Origin of the sequence: Paenibacillus sp. FSL A5-0031 (assembly GCF_001956295.1) — a bacterium.
Lineage (GTDB): Bacteria > Bacillota > Bacilli > Paenibacillales > Paenibacillaceae > Pristimantibacillus.
Genome location: NZ_MRTD01000011.1, coordinates 89,594 through 105,110 on the forward strand (window position 1 = coordinate 89,594; position 15,517 = coordinate 105,110).

The 15,517-nt window shown below is 41.4% G+C and carries 16 protein-coding genes; 7 read left to right on the forward strand and 9 right to left on the reverse strand.

Translation table 11 applies throughout. From position 1 onward, the window contains the following. The first annotated feature begins 29 nt into the window (after positions 1 to 29). The 3 genes from BK120_RS19715 to pduL all read left to right on the forward strand — a co-directional run bounded on the left by BK120_RS19715 (position 30) and on the right by pduL (position 3,296). Positions 30 to 1,787, forward strand: coding sequence for a 2-oxoacid:acceptor oxidoreductase subunit alpha (locus BK120_RS19715; RefSeq protein WP_076269212.1), 1,758 nt, complete (start codon positions 30 to 32; stop codon positions 1,785 to 1,787). Next, positions 1,765 to 2,631: a 2-oxoacid:ferredoxin oxidoreductase subunit beta gene (locus BK120_RS19720; RefSeq protein ID WP_076269213.1), complete on the forward strand. Its 867-nt coding sequence runs from the start codon at positions 1,765 to 1,767 to the stop codon at positions 2,629 to 2,631. Before BK120_RS19715 ends, BK120_RS19720 begins: the two co-directional genes overlap by 23 nt. A gap of 89 nt (positions 2,632 to 2,720) precedes the next feature. Beyond that, on the forward strand, positions 2,721 to 3,296 hold the full coding sequence (pduL, locus tag BK120_RS19725) for a phosphate propanoyltransferase (RefSeq protein WP_372239009.1): 576 nt from the start codon (positions 2,721 to 2,723) through the stop codon (positions 3,294 to 3,296). Positions 3,297 to 3,366: 70 nt separating this feature from the next. Here pduL and BK120_RS19730 read toward each other — a convergent pair whose 3' ends face one another. Further along, positions 3,367 to 4,860: an MDR family MFS transporter gene (locus BK120_RS19730; RefSeq protein WP_076269214.1), complete on the reverse strand. Its 1,494-nt coding sequence runs from the start codon at positions 4,858 to 4,860 to the stop codon at positions 3,367 to 3,369. Between the two features lie 185 nt (positions 4,861 to 5,045). On the opposite strand from BK120_RS19730, the gene BK120_RS19735 reads away from it, so the two are divergent. Next, entirely contained in the window at positions 5,046 to 5,654 is a 609-nt protein-coding gene (locus BK120_RS19735) for a TetR/AcrR family transcriptional regulator (RefSeq protein WP_076269215.1), read from the forward strand. Positions 5,655 to 5,717: 63 nt separating this feature from the next. Here BK120_RS19735 and dnaN read toward each other — a convergent pair whose 3' ends face one another. Next, a complete protein-coding gene (gene dnaN / locus BK120_RS19740) occupies positions 5,718 to 6,848 on the reverse strand; it encodes a DNA polymerase III subunit beta (protein ID WP_076269216.1) in 1,131 nt (376 codons plus the stop codon). 15 nt (positions 6,849 to 6,863) lie between these two features. Next, a complete protein-coding gene (locus tag BK120_RS19745) occupies positions 6,864 to 7,115 on the reverse strand; it encodes a ribbon-helix-helix domain-containing protein (protein ID WP_076269217.1) in 252 nt (83 codons plus the stop codon). 307 nt (positions 7,116 to 7,422) lie between these two features. Here BK120_RS19745 and BK120_RS19750 point away from each other — a divergent pair, with 307 nt between their 5' ends. Together BK120_RS19750 and BK120_RS19755 are read left to right on the forward strand one after the other, a co-directional pair. Then, positions 7,423 to 7,713, forward strand: coding sequence for a hypothetical protein (locus tag BK120_RS19750; RefSeq protein WP_076269218.1), 291 nt, complete (start codon positions 7,423 to 7,425; stop codon positions 7,711 to 7,713). 92 nt (positions 7,714 to 7,805) lie between these two features. Next, positions 7,806 to 9,962, forward strand: a complete 2,157-nt coding sequence (locus BK120_RS19755; RefSeq protein ID WP_076269219.1) for a recombinase family protein — start codon at positions 7,806 to 7,808, stop codon at positions 9,960 to 9,962. 52 nt (positions 9,963 to 10,014) lie between these two features. Here BK120_RS19755 and BK120_RS19760 read toward each other — a convergent pair whose 3' ends face one another. The 5 genes from BK120_RS19760 to BK120_RS35340 all read right to left on the reverse strand — a co-directional run bounded on the left by BK120_RS19760 (position 10,015) and on the right by BK120_RS35340 (position 13,887). Next, complete coding sequence (locus BK120_RS19760; RefSeq protein ID WP_256710955.1) at positions 10,015 to 10,479, reverse strand: DUF2538 family protein; 465 nt, start codon at positions 10,477 to 10,479, stop codon at positions 10,015 to 10,017. 80 nt (positions 10,480 to 10,559) lie between these two features. After that, complete coding sequence (locus BK120_RS19765) at positions 10,560 to 11,978, reverse strand: DnaB-like helicase C-terminal domain-containing protein (RefSeq protein ID WP_076269221.1); 1,419 nt, start codon at positions 11,976 to 11,978, stop codon at positions 10,560 to 10,562. A 21-nt stretch (positions 11,979 to 11,999) separates the two neighbouring features. After that, the gene (locus tag BK120_RS19770; RefSeq protein ID WP_076269222.1) at positions 12,000 to 12,710 is read right to left on the reverse strand and encodes an ATP-binding protein; all 711 of its coding nucleotides are present in this window, start codon (positions 12,708 to 12,710) and stop codon (positions 12,000 to 12,002) included. Between the two features lie 10 nt (positions 12,711 to 12,720). Then, positions 12,721 to 13,683: a hypothetical protein gene (locus BK120_RS35335; protein ID WP_076269223.1), complete on the reverse strand. Its 963-nt coding sequence runs from the start codon at positions 13,681 to 13,683 to the stop codon at positions 12,721 to 12,723. A 33-nt stretch (positions 13,684 to 13,716) separates the two neighbouring features. Further along, positions 13,717 to 13,887, reverse strand: a complete 171-nt coding sequence (locus BK120_RS35340) for a hypothetical protein (RefSeq protein WP_179089832.1) — start codon at positions 13,885 to 13,887, stop codon at positions 13,717 to 13,719. A 149-nt stretch (positions 13,888 to 14,036) separates the two neighbouring features. Between BK120_RS35340 and BK120_RS35345 the strand changes: the two genes are divergently transcribed. After that, entirely contained in the window at positions 14,037 to 14,210 is a 174-nt protein-coding gene (locus tag BK120_RS35345; protein WP_179089833.1) for a hypothetical protein, read from the forward strand. 235 nt (positions 14,211 to 14,445) lie between these two features. Here BK120_RS35345 and BK120_RS19785 read toward each other — a convergent pair whose 3' ends face one another. Beyond that, a complete protein-coding gene (locus BK120_RS19785; protein WP_076269225.1) occupies positions 14,446 to 15,324 on the reverse strand; it encodes a phage integrase SAM-like domain-containing protein in 879 nt (292 codons plus the stop codon). Between the last annotated feature and the right edge of the window lie 193 nt (positions 15,325 to 15,517).

Sequence of the window (15,517 nt, forward strand, 5' to 3'; positions counted from 1 at the left end):
ACGTTTTAGACAAAGAGGAGTTGGGCATTTTGATTAGTCAATTGTCTTGGAAGATCGGGGGACAACAAGGTGAAGGCGTCGAAAGTACAGACCGGATTTTTTCCACGGCGCTAAACCGTTTAGGCTATTATTTATATGGATATCGTCATTTCTCCTCGCGGATCAAAGGCGGACATACGAATAACAAAATTCGTATAAGCACGAAGCCGATTCGTGCTATTTCGGATGATTTGGATATCTTGGTTGCTTTTGACCAAGAAAGCATTGATTTGAATGCGAAGGAATTGCGTCTAGGCGGCGTTATCGTTGCAGATGCAAAGTTTAACCCAACGATACCTGAAGGCATAGATGCTAGACTGTTTGCAGTTCCGATTACGAAGATGGCTGAGGAGCTAGGCACTTCATTAATGAAAAACATGGTTGCCTCAGGCGCTTCTTGGGCGCTTCTTGGTCTTCCGCTTGAAGTATTCAATAAAGCGGTTGAAGAAGAGTTTGGACGCAAAGGCGCAGCTGTTGTAGAGAAAAATATCGAAGCGGTAAAAAGCGGGGCTGAGTTTGTGCTGGAGCAAGCGGGCGGACCGCTTGACGAATTTAAGCTAGATGAGGCTGACGGGCAGCAGAAGCTGTTCATGATCGGCAATGAAGCAATCGGTCTAGGTTCTTTGGCAGCTGGATGCCGTTTGATGGCGGCTTACCCGATCACACCAGCTTCCGAGATTATGGAATATTTGATTAAAAAGCTTCCGAAATTCGGCGGAACAGTCGTGCAAACAGAGGATGAAATTGCAGCGGTAACGATGGCGATTGGTGCAAACTATGCTGGCGTTCGCACAATGACCGCTTCTGCGGGTCCGGGGCTGTCCCTAATGATGGAGGCTATTGGTCTTGCAGGCATGACAGAAACACCGCTGGTCATCGTTAATACGCAGCGTGGCGGTCCTTCAACGGGTCTACCTACGAAGCAAGAGCAATCGGACTTGAACGCAATGGTTTACGGTACACATGGAGAGATTCCAAAAATCGTCATTGCTCCTGCTTCGATTGAAGACTGCTTCTACGATACGATAGAATCGTTCAATTTGGCTGAGGAATATCAAGTACCGGTCATTCTGATGACCGATTTACAGCTGTCGCTCGGCAAACAGTCTTGTGATCAGCTTGATTACAGCAAAATTGAAATCAAACGCGGCAAACTAGTCGAGAATGTGCCTGCACTTGAAGGCCACGATTTGTTTAAACGCTATGAGCTAACAGAAGACGGCATTTCCCCACGTGTATTGCCAGGCGAGAAGGGCGGTCTGCATCATGTGACAGGCGTAGAGCATGATGAAACTGGACGTCCATCGGAGAATGCAGTGAACCGTCAGCACATGATGGATAAGCGGTTGAATAAGCTGAATGATATGTACATTCGTGATGCTATTCGTGTTGACGCGCCTCATGAAACGCCTGATTTGCTTATAATCGGTATGGGTTCTACTGGCGGCACGATTGATGAAGCTAGAAGCTTGCTTACTCTAGATGGCGTGAAAACGAACCATATCACGATTCGTCAAATTCATCCTTTCCCAACTAAACCTCTGCTTCCTTACTTGCAAAATGCGAAAAAAGTAATTGTCATCGAAAATAATGCAACCGGACAGCTGGCAGGACAAATTAAAATGCATGCTGGTTTTGCAGAAAAAATCGATAGCTTGCTTAAATACGACGGTAACCCATTTTTACCTTCCGACGTTCACAAAGCATGTAAGGAGTTGAGTTTAGATGGCAACGTTCAAAGAGTTTAGAAATAATGTAAAACCTAACTGGTGCCCGGGCTGCGGAGACTTTTCTATTCAAGCGGCGATTCAACGTGCAGCAGCTAACGTAGGACTAGAACCTGAGAACCTAGCGGTTATATCAGGTATTGGATGTTCAGGCCGGATCTCTGGCTACATTAACGCATATGGATTCCATGGCATTCACGGCCGCGTGCTGCCTATCGCACAAGGTGTAAAGCTGGCTAATCGCGAGCTTACCGTAATCGCTTCAGGCGGAGACGGAGACGGCTTCGCTATCGGTATGGGGCACACGGTTCACGCGATCCGTCGCAACCTGAATGTGACTTATATCGTAATGGATAACCAAATTTATGGCTTAACCAAAGGTCAAACATCACCGCGCAGCGCGGAAGGCTTCAAAACAAAATCGACGCCGGAAGGCTCGATTGAGTCGACGCTGTCACCGCTTGAGATTGCATTGTCTGCGGGTGCGACATTTATTGCTCAATCATTCTCGAGTGATTTGAAGCAGCTGACGAAATTAATCGAAGAGGGAATCAACCACGAAGGTTTCTCCTTGATTAATGTATTCAGCCCATGTGTTACCTTCAACAAAATCAATACGTACGACTGGTTTAAGGAAAATATCGTGAACTTGGAGCAATTCCCTGATTACGATCCAACAAACCGTGTGCAGGCGATGAACAAGATTATGGAAACAAACGGCATGCTCACAGGACTTATCTATCAGAATAAAACGCGAAAAGCCTATGAAGATTTGATTACAGGCTTCAAGCCCGAGGCTCTAGCTAAGCAAAATATCAAAATCACCCCAGAAGAATTCGATAAGCTTGTTGCCGAATTTAAATAAGTGGTATGATAAGCATGCGGCCAAAAGGCCGTATGCTTTTTCTTTCAACTCTGTGGAAAACAACAAAATTAAATCAGGAGAGTGACAACATGATACATAGAGGAGTACCAATCGGAGTATCTGCAAGACATATTCATTTATCACAGGAGCATGTTGAAATATTGTTTGGGGCAGGTTATGCGTTAACTGAAATGAAGCCATTGTCTCAGCCAGGACAATACGCTGCGAATGAAACGGTAGCAGTTGTTGGTCCAAAAGGAACATTTGGAAAAGTAAGAATTCTCGGACCTGCACGGAAAGAGACGCAGCTCGAGGTATCGCGTACGGACGCATTTGCGTTAGGCGTTAACCCGCCAGTTCGGGAATCCGGTAATACAAAAGGCTCTGCAGGCATTAAGCTTCAAGGACCTGCTGGAGAGGTTACAATCGAAGAGGGCGTCATTGTAGCGGCTCGTCATATTCATTTCCACACAAGCGATGCTGAGCGGTTTGGTATTGCGGACAAGCAGTCGCTGCGGGTTCGTTTCGCCGGCGAGCGCGGTGTCGTATTTGAAAATGTTGTTGCACGTGTATCTGATCAATTCGCACTTGATATGCACATCGATACAGATGAAGCAAATGCAGCAGGCGTGAAAAACGGAGATATGGCTGAAATCATAGATTAATCAATAAAAAAACAGCTTCCCTGTCGTCAGAGACGATGAGGAAGCTGTTTTTTTGTTTGTAAAAATGGAATTAATGTCCCATCATCATGGATACTTCAGGTTTATTCTCAGCATTGGTGCCATCCTCTTGCTTCGGTCTGCGAAGTAGGAAGGCTGTGAGGGCTCCAACGATTGAAATGGATGCCAAGATGAAGAACGTATCTCCGTAAGAGGAGTACACTACATTTGGTCCTGGGTTAGTTACGCTGTAATGCTCTACTCTGCTAGCGAGAATCGTCGACAAGCCGGCGATTGCAAAGGAAGTCATAACCTGCTGCGCAGCTGCGGTCAGCGAGGTTACGCGGCTAACGAGCTCCTTAGGAGCGGATTGCATAATATGTGTGTTAAGCGGCATCATCGACAAGCCCATACCTGCACCGAGAAGAGCAATCGGAATCATAAGAGTGAGAAGAGTCGTGTCCGCTGAAAGCTGGCTAAGGATGAAGCCTGCAATCGTAACAATGGATAAACCGGCAATGACGATTGGACGAGCTCCGAAACGGTCAAACAGCTTGCCGCCGATCGGCATGAAGATACCTGCTGCTAAAGCTTGTGGAAGCAAAATAAGTCCAGTATCAAATGCGGAGTAACCTTTGGCGATTTGCAAGAAAATCGGAATCAAGAATAATGTTCCGAATAATGCGATTTGAACAATCCACTGCAAAATAATGCCGCGTGTGAAATTGCTTGATTTAAAGACGCGAAGCTCAAGCAACGGTTCCTTGCGCTTCAGTTCTATGATGATGAAGAGGATAAGCGAAAAACCGCCTACTATCATTCCGATCAAAGCTTCAGGCGAAGTCCAGCCGCTGCCTGCGCCGCCTTCACCGCCGCCAGCAGAGCTTACGCCATAAGCAAGACTGGCAAAAGCAAGTGGGGCAAAAATCATACCTAAAAAGTCTAGGGAAGGAACATGTTTGCGTTCAATTTTTGGCAAGGTGCGAAGCCCTACGATAACGGCAATGACACCAATCGGAAGATTGATAATAAATATCCAATGCCAAGATACATAATCAACGAGCCAGCCTGCTACTACAGGGCCAAGAGCGGGAGCTAACAGCATTGGAATACCGATCATACCCATAACTGCTCCTTGTTTGCCAGGAGGGCTGAGTCTAAAGGTAAAGGCCATTGCGATTGGAGCAACCATACCGCCGCCAAGACCTTGAATGATACGGAATACGATAAGCTGTTCAGCGGTTGTTGCTAATGCACAAAGACCGGAACCAATCGTAAACATAATGATTGAGAACAAAAAGACTTGTTTGGCGCCAAAACGATCTGACATCCATCCCGCAAGCGGAATAACAGCAGCTTGTGCAAGTGCATAACCCGTGATGGTCCACTGAACAAGTGACATCGAGCTTTTGAAGTCGGCCATTAAACCTGGCATAGCGACATTCATTGCGGTGCCGTCCAAAATAACCATGAACATACCGACGATAATGGCAATCAGCGGTGCAATAATATTGCGCATGGACATCGGATCACCAGCAGGTGAAGCTTTTTTTGAAGCTGAAGCCATTTTATTTCCTCCTATCCAAATATGAGGGTCTATCCAACTATTGTTGACCTCTGTGTACCAGCAGGCTACAATGAAAGGTGACCGCTTCTATGAGCGGACAATTGTCCGCATTACTGAATAATAAAGACGAATGGGGCAATTGTCAATCGTAAGATTTGTAAACGCGGAAAAAGGAGATAGGAACGATGACTGCACCAGAAAACAGCAGAACGAAACAAGCGCTAAGCAAAGCGATTTTGCGTACGGCTAATCACTTGTTTACGGAGCATGGGGTAGAATCGGTCAGTATGCATCAAATCGCCAAATCAGTCGGTATTGGACAAGGCACCTTGTACCGGAGGTATTCAAACAAAGGTGATTTGTGTATGGATATGATGAAAGAGAATTTTGAAATTTTCATCAATGAGATCGACGCGTATTTGACAGAAGGGGCTATGCTGTCCGTACATGAGCGATTGAGCGGAGTAATGCGCAAAATTATAGCGTTTATCGATAAGGAATCGAAATGGCTTGGCGTGATGCAATCTTTTAATAAAATCGAACTTGAACATCCTAAAGGTGATTTTTTTCAATCACCGCCTTATCTATATTTGCATACTGTCCTGCGCAGCTTACTTGAGGAAGCAATGGAGAAAGAGCAAATTAAGCCTATTGATCCTTGTTATGCTGCTCATTCCTTTATATCCATTCAATCCCCGCATACGTTTAGGCAATTGCGTTACGTAATGGGCTACACTTGTGAAGAAATACAGGACCGATTTTGCAAGACATTTATTGATCCTTTATTTCGATAATTGATTACTATTGTAAAAAGGAGGGCAGCGTATATGCTGCCCTCTCTTTTATTTGTCTTGAAATTATAGCTGATGCGCCGTCAGCACAGGAGAAATAATGTATAGTGTATCTTCGTTGTTGGTCGGCTTAACGATGATCGGTTTATTTTTCCCTGTAAATCGCAACAACACTTGTGTGCTGTCAATAGCTAGCAAAATGCCTCTCATATATTTTCCATTGAAAAAAACAACAAGCGGCTCACCTAAAATATGGTTAATGGCGAACTTTTCGGAGACATCACCTATCTCAGCTGCTGTTGCAAATAATTCGACTTCACGAGATGAAATACGCATCCCGATGGCATGTGTATCACTAACGAGCAAGCTGACGCGTTGGACGGCCCGAAGAAAAGGAGCAGTGTTCATCGTTATTTCGGTTGAAAAGGTTTTTGGCACCAATCTTTCAACTACAGGAAATGTGCCTTGAATAAGCAGCGATTGCATAGTGAAATTTAATGTGTGGAAGGAAATGACCTGGTCTGAAATCGTAATTTGTGTTTTGCTAGATCCATCTGACAGCATTTTGGAATAATCGGACAAATGTTTTGCTGGAATAACAAACGGAACTGAATCTAAGCTGTATTCACTTAGATTTGAGGTGCTTGTAGCAAGCCGAACGCCATCGGTAGCAGAAAGCCTTAGCTTTCCATTAATGGTTTGACAAGAAATGCCTGTCAATATCGGTTTCGCTTCAGAAGTGGAAGCTGCAAACGAAACTTGCTTCACAATCTTTTTAAATTCTATATTATTGATTTGAAATTTAGCTGTATTCTCCAAGCTGCGCATATCTGGAAATTGTGAAACATCCATTGTAGCCAGACTGTATGTAGAATGATCTGATTCAATATGTATGAAATTATGTTTTAACACTGCGAGTTTCACTTTGCTTTCAGTTGAAAAACTGCGGACAATATCGAGCAAAAGACGAGCGGGGATAACTGTACTTCCTTCTTTATCAATTTTAAGCTGGTCACAATGACTAGGGATAACATATTGAAGAGCCATTGAAGCATTGCAGGCTGTGAGAGAAAGACCGCGAGCTCCGGCTTGCATTTTAATCCCTGTAAGAATAGGGGAAACTGCTTTTAATGCCAAACCAGCAGCAATATGCTGAAGTCCAATATGCAACGATTGCTGTCTCACTTCAACAAGCATGATGGTCACCCGTCTTTACAATAATTTGTCGTGTGTATTTAATGATGACTCTATTATTCCGCGAATTACTTCAGATCTGGAGAGACCAGATGTTTTGCACCGATTTTCAAGCTCGGTCCAGACCTCATTGGTGAGCGTTAACGATATTTTTTTAGTTTCCCCAAATCCCTTTCTTCCGGCTCCGGCACGAGGTCCTCCACGGGAAAACATGATGGAAACCTGCCCTTCTTCGTCGGGCACAGCAATTTTTATCTTTTTTCCAGCCATAAAACTGCTCCTTTTTCGTTTGATTAAGGTAACTCTAATCAATGATCAATATATTAACTTTAGCATGTAAATTATGACATTGCAATGTGGGTTATAAAACATTAATCAAGGTCCATTTGAATAACTGCCATTTGACTATACATAGCAATAAAAAAGATAGTAAATGAATGAAACCATTCTATAAGCTTTTTTTTGATTTGCTTGTGATGGATTAGGCGTGGGCGTTATGATATAATTTCTAATTGATATGTTCAAATGAATAAAAATAATTAATAATGGAAATTGCAGATAAAGGAAGTGAATCCCCATGACGAAGGAGACCAAAAGCACACCAGACTTAAAATCTGGCACGGGTGTTAAGGACTACTCCAAGTATTTCGATTTTTCGGATGCAAAGATTTTACGAGAAGAAGATGGCATGACTACCGTTCGAATTAAAGGTCGGAATATACAAATCAACTCTGCTCCCAATCACAAGGATGAGAAGAAGCGTGGCAAAGAGGATATCGAGGTGCATTATGACTTTGCGATTCCTGCTGAGCTTCGATCGATGGGTATAGGCAAGTTTTATTTAATCCAAACGTATGGCTGTCCGTAAGACGTTAATGCATAATAATATCTTGCAAATTCCATGCTGATCCTCTACCTTAAAAGTAGAGGATCTTTTTAGTATTCATAGGGGGCGTTGAAATGGTTGAGCACTTTTCATCGATTAGAAAGAGGAAGGAAAAGTCTAGTGCAGATAATTTAAAAAGTATTAGGAAAGCCGTAATCTACGTGCGGGTATCTGATGTTAAGCAATTGGACGGTGTGTCATTGGATACACAAGAAAATGAGATACGAGCTTTCCTTAAAAATTCTGTGGATGAAAATGGTAAGCACATTACATATGAAGTGGATAAGGTCTTCCGTGAGGAGGGAAAGAGTGGTAAGGATCAATATCGCGATAAGTTTCAGGAAATGATTAAATATGTCCGTGATAATCGGAAGGATATTGATGGGGTGTGCTTTTACGCCATTAGCCGTCTTGGACGTAATGTGAGAATGGTTCTGGATACTATAGATGACTTTAATAAATTGGATGTAACAGTGCTTTCTAAGTCAGATAGTTTAAACTCTAAAACAGCCAATGGCAGGTTTACCCTTACCATCCTATCGGCGCTTGCACAGCTTGAATCTGAGCAAATAGCTGAGAGGGTAATGCCCAACATGATTACTTCTGTAAGAGATTATGGTAGATGGCAGGGCGCTAGGTACGTTCCATATGGCTATAAACATGAGATAAATCCTGAGCTTCCTCCAAATGATGCAAATGCTAAGAAGAAGATGCTCTTGGTAGAACCAGATGAAGCAAGACAGGTCAAACAGATTTTTGAATGGTATTGTGACGGAATCGGAAATGACTTGATTGTTGGCGAATATAAAATAGCCAAGCATCTTAATGAAATTGGATGGAAGTACCGAAAGGGGAAGGAATGGCAGCAGAGACAAATTCAAAGCATTCTGAAGAACGGTCATCTATATACAGGATGGCTAGTCTGGAATAGGCACGGAACTGAAAACAAAATGGAAGAGATTGTCGATGATTATGGCATCGTTCGTGATAAGGAGGTAATGAAACCAACAAAGGAAGGCTACCTTAAGCCGGTTAAAGAGACATACCGGAAAGAAGATCACGAAATTATAATTGCTGAAGGAATTCATGAAGCAATTATATCGGAGGCGCTATGGGCAAAAGTAGTCGACCGACTTAATCAGCGTTCCCAAAAAGACACTAGTAAAATTGATACATCTAGACAAGCAAAACACCTCTTCACACACGTATTAAAGTGTCCACAATGCCGCGGAACGATGGCAGCATCCACTCTTGATGGACAGGTATATTACAAGTGTCAGAAGGCAGCTAGAGGCGGTATGTGCAAGCACAACATGATACGAGAGGATTATATCAGGGAAACGATTCTGAATGTCGTATTAAGCCATTATGAGTCATACATCTATAAGCGGTTCGATGAGATAGTAGGAAAAGAATCAAAGCGCGAAAAATATCAAACGGACGCTGAAGCACAACTTGCAGCACTTGATGTTAAGATTGCTGGAGCAAATAAGCGTATGGCAGAAATTGTTCACGAATATCAGTCGGATTCCCCGAAAAAATTAATAAAAACTCGTGAGCAAGCTGAAAGTATTATTAACCAAATTGATGGAGAACGAAGCCAGGTTCAAATGGAAATGGATGAGATTAAGAGTGAAATGCAAGAACGGCTTTGGGAAGAAAAAGAAGTCGAAGATATTGTGGAAAAGTTAAAGGGTTTCTCAGATATTCGAGTTTACTTCGACTCATTAACAACTGTTGGGCAAATGGACTTTGTTGACAGGTACGTTAAACGAATCGAATATACCAAAGAGGAGGGGAAAAAAGGAGCTCATGCTTATGAAATTAAAAAAATCGTTCTAATGCCATTATTTTTTCCGTTATTTGATTTCGAAGATAAGCGCTTTGTTGATTTTGTTAATAAGGGAAATGGAACCGAGGAAAAGAGTGTTAACGAGAAGATTAACGAAATTAATTTGAGGCAGTTGTCACATCATGTAAGAACAGAAATTGGTGGCGTAATCGATCCGAATAAATCTAATTTGAAATCGGTTGCCAAAATAGTTGCACTTCAATCGAGTTTGCCGATTTACTATTTGAACGATGATGGTAAGGAGTATAGACCGAGTGCGCGCAAAAAATTTCAGGGGTTCATTAATGGAATGAATCCGAGTGCAAAACGAGAGTTGACTAAATTTCTTAAATCAAATTCAAGTGAACTTGTTCTCGATAAAGATGTTGATTCGCCATAAGAATGATAGCAAGAGAAAAAACTCGTCTCTCATAGGCGAGTTTTTTCTCTTGCTAATATTGATAGATAAGTCTTCCACGTCTAATTTGACATGCTTCCACAAATACCTTAAACAATTCGTCTCCCCAAGTTCCTAAAGCGAGGTAGGTTGAAAAATCGTCATTTCGTAATTCGTGTTGATGGTTATTGTAGAGATTCAAACCAGCCTTAACCAGAAATAGATACCCAGATGATAACCCAGTTCTATTGCTTGGTGGTGAATCATCCTGCACTTCAAAATACCAATCGAAAGGACCGTGCCCATCTGAAACGGGATTTCCATCACAATGGTCAAATATTACGGGATGAGCTACTATGTAAAATCCCGTTTGGTACTGAGAATCTTTCTTTGCTACTGGGTACTTCTCCAACATTAAATTAAAATTTTCTGCGTGTTTCTTGTTTGCGAAATACATGTACAAACGACCTCCATGATTGCTATTGTTTTGACTATTTCCAAACTTTAAAGAACGGATCACTCTGACTACTTTGAAGCATCCAGAGCTTGTCTCGCGGTATAACCAGCGGACAAATTAAGAATTTTACAAATGATAAGCGATTACTGGACATTGTCAATCAACTCTTCATATGTTTCGTCGTTTACATTATGTTTATCGTTTTCAAATGAAGGTATATGAATAATGGTACTTTGCGCAAATAAATCGATTGGCATATTGGACAATATCCGACTCCGGGCGTATAGGTTTAAACTAGAAAATTGATAATTACTAATGCGCTGGCGAGTATAATCAAATGGGAAAGCAATCTCTATGTCTTTCAATCCATATCGATTTTTATTGATGTAGGCGTAAATATTGGGGTGGACATTAGGTAATATGCGATCCGATTTCTTTTTGTACAAAATGATTACGGAAGCAGAATTGTCTTTTAACGTGCTCGTATTTTTCATTTTACTGTTGCCAGGGTCTTTTAAATCTGGAGTTATTTGTGACAGCCAAACAAAAGAGAGATTCTTATCTTTCACGCATTGCCGTATCATATCCGATACTTCGGCGTAGCGTTCGAAATCGCCGTTTGCCTTTGGTTTTTCGGCTTTACAAAGCTGGAAGTAATCATAGAAGACGATATCTATTCCTTGTTCTTCTGCATGCTCTATCCTTTGGCATAGACGCTCAGCAGATAGGATGTTACCTTCAATTATTAATCTGCCGCTAAAAAATTGCCGTAATAACTGTTGAGCTTGTGCTTTGACGGTCTGAAATTGGTCTGGTGAGTCATCCAAACGGTTCTCTAGCCGCCAAAAAAATTCTTCTTTTTCAGAAATAATTGCAAGCGCCTTAAAAACTAAGTTCATAGGGTGCATTTCTTGGGAAAGGACGAGTACCTTATATCCAGCTTCTGCTGCTTTGGATGCACAATTCATCATGGTTGTGGTTTTGCCTACACCCGATCCAGCTGCAATGACGTTTGGCTCGCCGCGATAAAACTTACTATGCTCATCAAGTTCACGCAAAAAAGTAGGAACCGCTTTTTTGCGTTTATCTTGTCTGTAGTGTGCGTCTATAATTTCTTCAGCTGATGTATTTTCAAATACAATTTTCGGGTCTTTAAGAGCAAGTATTTTTTGAGCGAATTGCATGTCAATTTTTTTTGTATCTTTAGCATTTTTGCGATTGTCGGCATATTCCTTTAGAAGTAAATCCCGTTGGGACTTAAATTTTTGTTCTACCATATCGGTTACGTGAAGCATGAAGTTGTTAATAACTTCTTTGTCATCACTAATAGCAAAGGTCTGGTGAAGTTGTTTTGCTATATTCTTGTTTTCTGTGAAGCGGCTAAACATTTCAAGAGTCAGTTTTCCATGCTTTTGGTTTTCCTCGCATATGTTGAAAACCTGTTTGCAATTAGAATCTGTAAAATCCTGCACCGTAATCCCAAGCTGCCTAATCGTTTTTAGTAGCTTCAAATCTGCACATAAAGCCTTCAAAATTTCATTTTCCATTTGTTCTCTATTCATTTATATTACCTCCAGTTGTTTCTAGGGAATTTGCTTGATTTTCTCATCAGTAGGCTGATGCCTAATAGATTGTTCTAAAAAAGCGTATATCTTCCTATCGCCTTTCAATAGAGCACTCGTAATTCTACCGTTAGGATATGCGGTTTTCATATCAGCAATCTTGCAGTTGCTGGTAACAATGAGCAAACCGGTATGATCGCGAATAATGGCATCGATATTATTGATAACATTGTTCAAATTAAAATCGGTATAGTTCTCAACGCCAAGATCGTCGATAACAATAATATCTGCTTCTGACAGTTGCTTTTCCATCTGTGCTTTTTTCGTCTTATCATTCAACCAATCACGGATGAAGCGCATATCGAGAAAGACACTTTTGTATTTTTGATAAGCTGCTAATAATAGCAATGTACAGGCATATTGGGTTTTTCCATAGCCCATATCGGAGATGAGAATCAAGTGCCATCTCTTCTTGATCATGTGAGCTAGTGAATTATTATGAGTGCTTATAAGTTCATGGAAAGGTATTAAACCATTATGTTCTGTTAGAATGTTCGGGTTAAATTGCAATTGAGAGGGGAAGAACATTAAATGTTTACTTGCCCCTGATTGCCGGTAAATCTCATATGCTTTATGAATATCTGTACAAGGACAAAACTCGTATGTATCTCGATTGATTTTAATTTGTCCGTAGCCGTCACAAGTTGGGTTTTCGATAATGCATTTCATCATTTGGTTCCTCCTATTCGAATAAGCCGGTAATATCGGCGAAGTTGCTTGGTTTATTGTCGGCTTTTGTTGCTGTGAGCTGACGTGATGTTCTGGGTAAATGTTTCTCTTTCTGCTGTTGAGAGGCTTGTACAACATAGGCATGGAATGTATCAGTCAAGGCTATCAAGCCATTTGCATTTGCTGTTTTTATTGCTTGGCATACGATTTTAGGTTCATAAACGTTATCGCTTGTCCGTTTATTCTCCAACCAATTAAGCTCAGCCTCAGAAGGAAAAGATTCGTATTGTTTGATATAGACAGAGAGGATTTTAAGCATACTGTCCCGCTGTGTTTTGGTTTTATGTGATCGCCAGCCTGATGCCGTAATAAGAGCTAGGAGCGCTGATGCGGGAGCATGATTTATTTTCAGCCAGTCAAGCGTCTGTTTGGTAAAGGCGTAATCACTATTTGCTCCTAATGCCTTTAGGTATGAATTCAAAGCAGTAAAATTAGTTTGAATCTCAGGATTTGAATGCGCAGTATTCATTTTTCTTCTTTCTGGAGTAGTCTTTGAAGTATTCTCTGGTATTGGTTTGTTCAAGCTGAGCGATGCGTCTGTCCAATTTGAATTGACCGTCTGCTCATTTTGAACAGATGCATTGCTCATCCGATCCAATTCAGCATAATCAATGGTGTACCACTTGGTTTTATCGAATCCGGCATGATTGTAATTTCCAGTTATAATTAACCCACACTTCTCCAAACTCCCAATGATTCGGCGGATTGTACTAATAGACCAGAACGGGAATTGCTCTTGCCAGGCTTCGTAGGTATTATATACCCAGAGTTTCCCGTTATGTTGATGAGTGCTTTTGTCCAGCCAATAATGGAATTGTTGAAGAATGATGCTTTCATTCAGACCGATCAAGCAGGCAAGGCGAGGATATACAAGCAGTGGATATTCATCAAGAAGAAGATGGTTCCGTGTGTTCATAAAGACCATCCTCTTTCATGCGTAGGCACAATATTAACGCTCATCACACACCTTCCCTTCGAGTAACTGCATTACATAGGCTTCCAATACTTCTTGAATCGTGAGACCGCGCTCTGCACAGTACACCTTAAATGCTCTACGCATTTCTTCATCTCTTGCGTAGAATTTGATTTGTGGTTGCTGATTTCTTTTTAACAACATCATAATTCTCCCTCGTAAAATAGTAATAATGGACTTTCTGACTATGTAATTGAGATAAAAAAGAAGGAGTCCTTTTTTAGTTTTAAAAAATTTTGATTGCCCAACGATTTTAAGGGAATTTTGGTTGTCGTCAAGAAAATCGCAATAAAAAAATGCCAACCGAAAAGGGAGGCATCATAACAAGAAGATTGATTTCATTTTTTACTCCGCTTATATGGACACATTTTGTCATTGCGACTGTGACCGTACAACTGAGTGATGTATTGATTGATCAGCCAACGTTGTTGACGATTCATCAACCGATTGGGAACATACTTGGGCGTTAAAACACCATTTCGTTGAACTGTCGGATTTAGTTTGGGGTCTTCGTTAACGAATTGCATTATTGCTTCCACAAGCTGTTCCTTACTCCAGGATTTCAACCGACGCATATGTAACTCGACTCCAGCTTTTCTGAAATCATGAACAGATTTATAACAAACTTTTCCATGTGAAGCACAACTTTTAACAAGTGATCGAACCTGCTTTTCTGACATTCTATGTCCCCAAATATTTGTTTGTTTATTGGGAAAGTGCGGCTCCAGCTTTTTGAGTTTTTCCATGACGATGGGAGGGAGGGGGGAGCATTCGTGGGCGGTTATTCTTATTTTGATTCTTTTTGTTCAAATGGATACAATTGTTCTCAAAGTCAATCTGTTCGAAACTGATTTTAAGCGCTTCTGATATTCGAGGGTTGGCATGTAAGAAAATGGAGAGGAGTGTTTCTTCATATAGGCTGTAATGCTTTTGAGCTTGTTTTACGATAATCTGTGCTTCACGGAGGGTATAGCCTACTCCTCCAGTGCTACCACGCCTGCGATCAGCTTTTCGGGCTACTGGAATCATGCTGCGGTGCTTATCATTGACAAGAGTAGCATGACTTTTTAATCCTACGATTACTGCTGATTCCGACATTTTAATAATTGAACTTACGTAAGCGGAGATTGTTTTGGCAGAAAGGTTTTTATCAAGTAAGGATTGGATAAAACCACCGACCATGCGCGGTTTTACATCACGTAATGACTTCACATTATCGTAATTCTCATAACAAAACTTAAGAAATGTACGGCAACTTTTTTTGTAACGTTCAAATGTCACTGATGACCAAATTCCCGTCACTCCAAGATTTCCATTGTTTCCTTTCTTCGCATCGCGTTTGGTCTGTTTACCGCTGGTAGCCCTTGTGACTTTGGAATTCCTGATAATCACTTTATCTAAATCGGCATGTAAGCGAATCAACTCTTTTTTCTGTCGGCTAGAAAGATGGTCGATTTTTCGCTGTTTATCACTCACCTTTTGTTTGCTTTTCCTTTCTCCATGCTTTTTCTGACCGGAAAAATACTTGTTGTCATAGGCTAGGCGATTTGATAGAGCACGTTTGATCTTTGATGTTTCATCCATTATTTGAACCACCTCCTGATTCGGAGGTATTATATCTGCATTTATTTAATTGAGTTGAAAATAATTCCGAAAAATTGCGAGTAGATGGAGGGACCTAAGCCGAATTGACATGGAGCCTCTACAGGCGTGATTTCATGTGAATGAGTAAAACCGCAAGGTATTCGCACGGCAGGGTAGCCTATTGGGGCTCTTA

Excerpts from the sequence above, each read along its gene's own strand:
- BK120_RS19720 (WP_076269213.1), top strand. The coding sequence starts at position 1,765 with ATGGCAACGTTCAAAGAGTTTAGAAATAATGTAAAACCTAACTGGTGC.
- pduL (WP_372239009.1), top strand. The coding sequence starts at position 2,721 with ATGATACATAGAGGAGTACCAATCGGAGTATCTGCAAGACATATTCAT.
- BK120_RS19730 (WP_076269214.1), bottom strand. The coding sequence starts at position 4,860 with ATGGCTTCAGCTTCAAAAAAAGCTTCACCTGCTGGTGATCCGATGTCC.
- BK120_RS19735 (WP_076269215.1), top strand. The coding sequence starts at position 5,046 with ATGACTGCACCAGAAAACAGCAGAACGAAACAAGCGCTAAGCAAAGCG.
- dnaN (WP_076269216.1), bottom strand. The coding sequence starts at position 6,848 with ATGCTTGTTGAAGTGAGACAGCAATCGTTGCATATTGGACTTCAGCAT.
- BK120_RS19745 (WP_076269217.1), bottom strand. The coding sequence starts at position 7,115 with ATGGCTGGAAAAAAGATAAAAATTGCTGTGCCCGACGAAGAAGGGCAG.
- BK120_RS19750 (WP_076269218.1), top strand. The coding sequence starts at position 7,423 with ATGACGAAGGAGACCAAAAGCACACCAGACTTAAAATCTGGCACGGGT.
- BK120_RS19755 (WP_076269219.1), top strand. The coding sequence starts at position 7,806 with ATGGTTGAGCACTTTTCATCGATTAGAAAGAGGAAGGAAAAGTCTAGT.
- BK120_RS19765 (WP_076269221.1), bottom strand. The coding sequence starts at position 11,978 with ATGAATAGAGAACAAATGGAAAATGAAATTTTGAAGGCTTTATGTGCA.
- BK120_RS19770 (WP_076269222.1), bottom strand. The coding sequence starts at position 12,710 with ATGATGAAATGCATTATCGAAAACCCAACTTGTGACGGCTACGGACAA.
- BK120_RS35335 (WP_076269223.1), bottom strand. The coding sequence starts at position 13,683 with ATGAACACACGGAACCATCTTCTTCTTGATGAATATCCACTGCTTGTA.
- BK120_RS35340 (WP_179089832.1), bottom strand. The coding sequence starts at position 13,887 with ATGATGTTGTTAAAAAGAAATCAGCAACCACAAATCAAATTCTACGCA.
- BK120_RS35345 (WP_179089833.1), top strand. The coding sequence starts at position 14,037 with ATGCCAACCGAAAAGGGAGGCATCATAACAAGAAGATTGATTTCATTT.
- BK120_RS19785 (WP_076269225.1), bottom strand. The coding sequence starts at position 15,324 with ATGGATGAAACATCAAAGATCAAACGTGCTCTATCAAATCGCCTAGCC.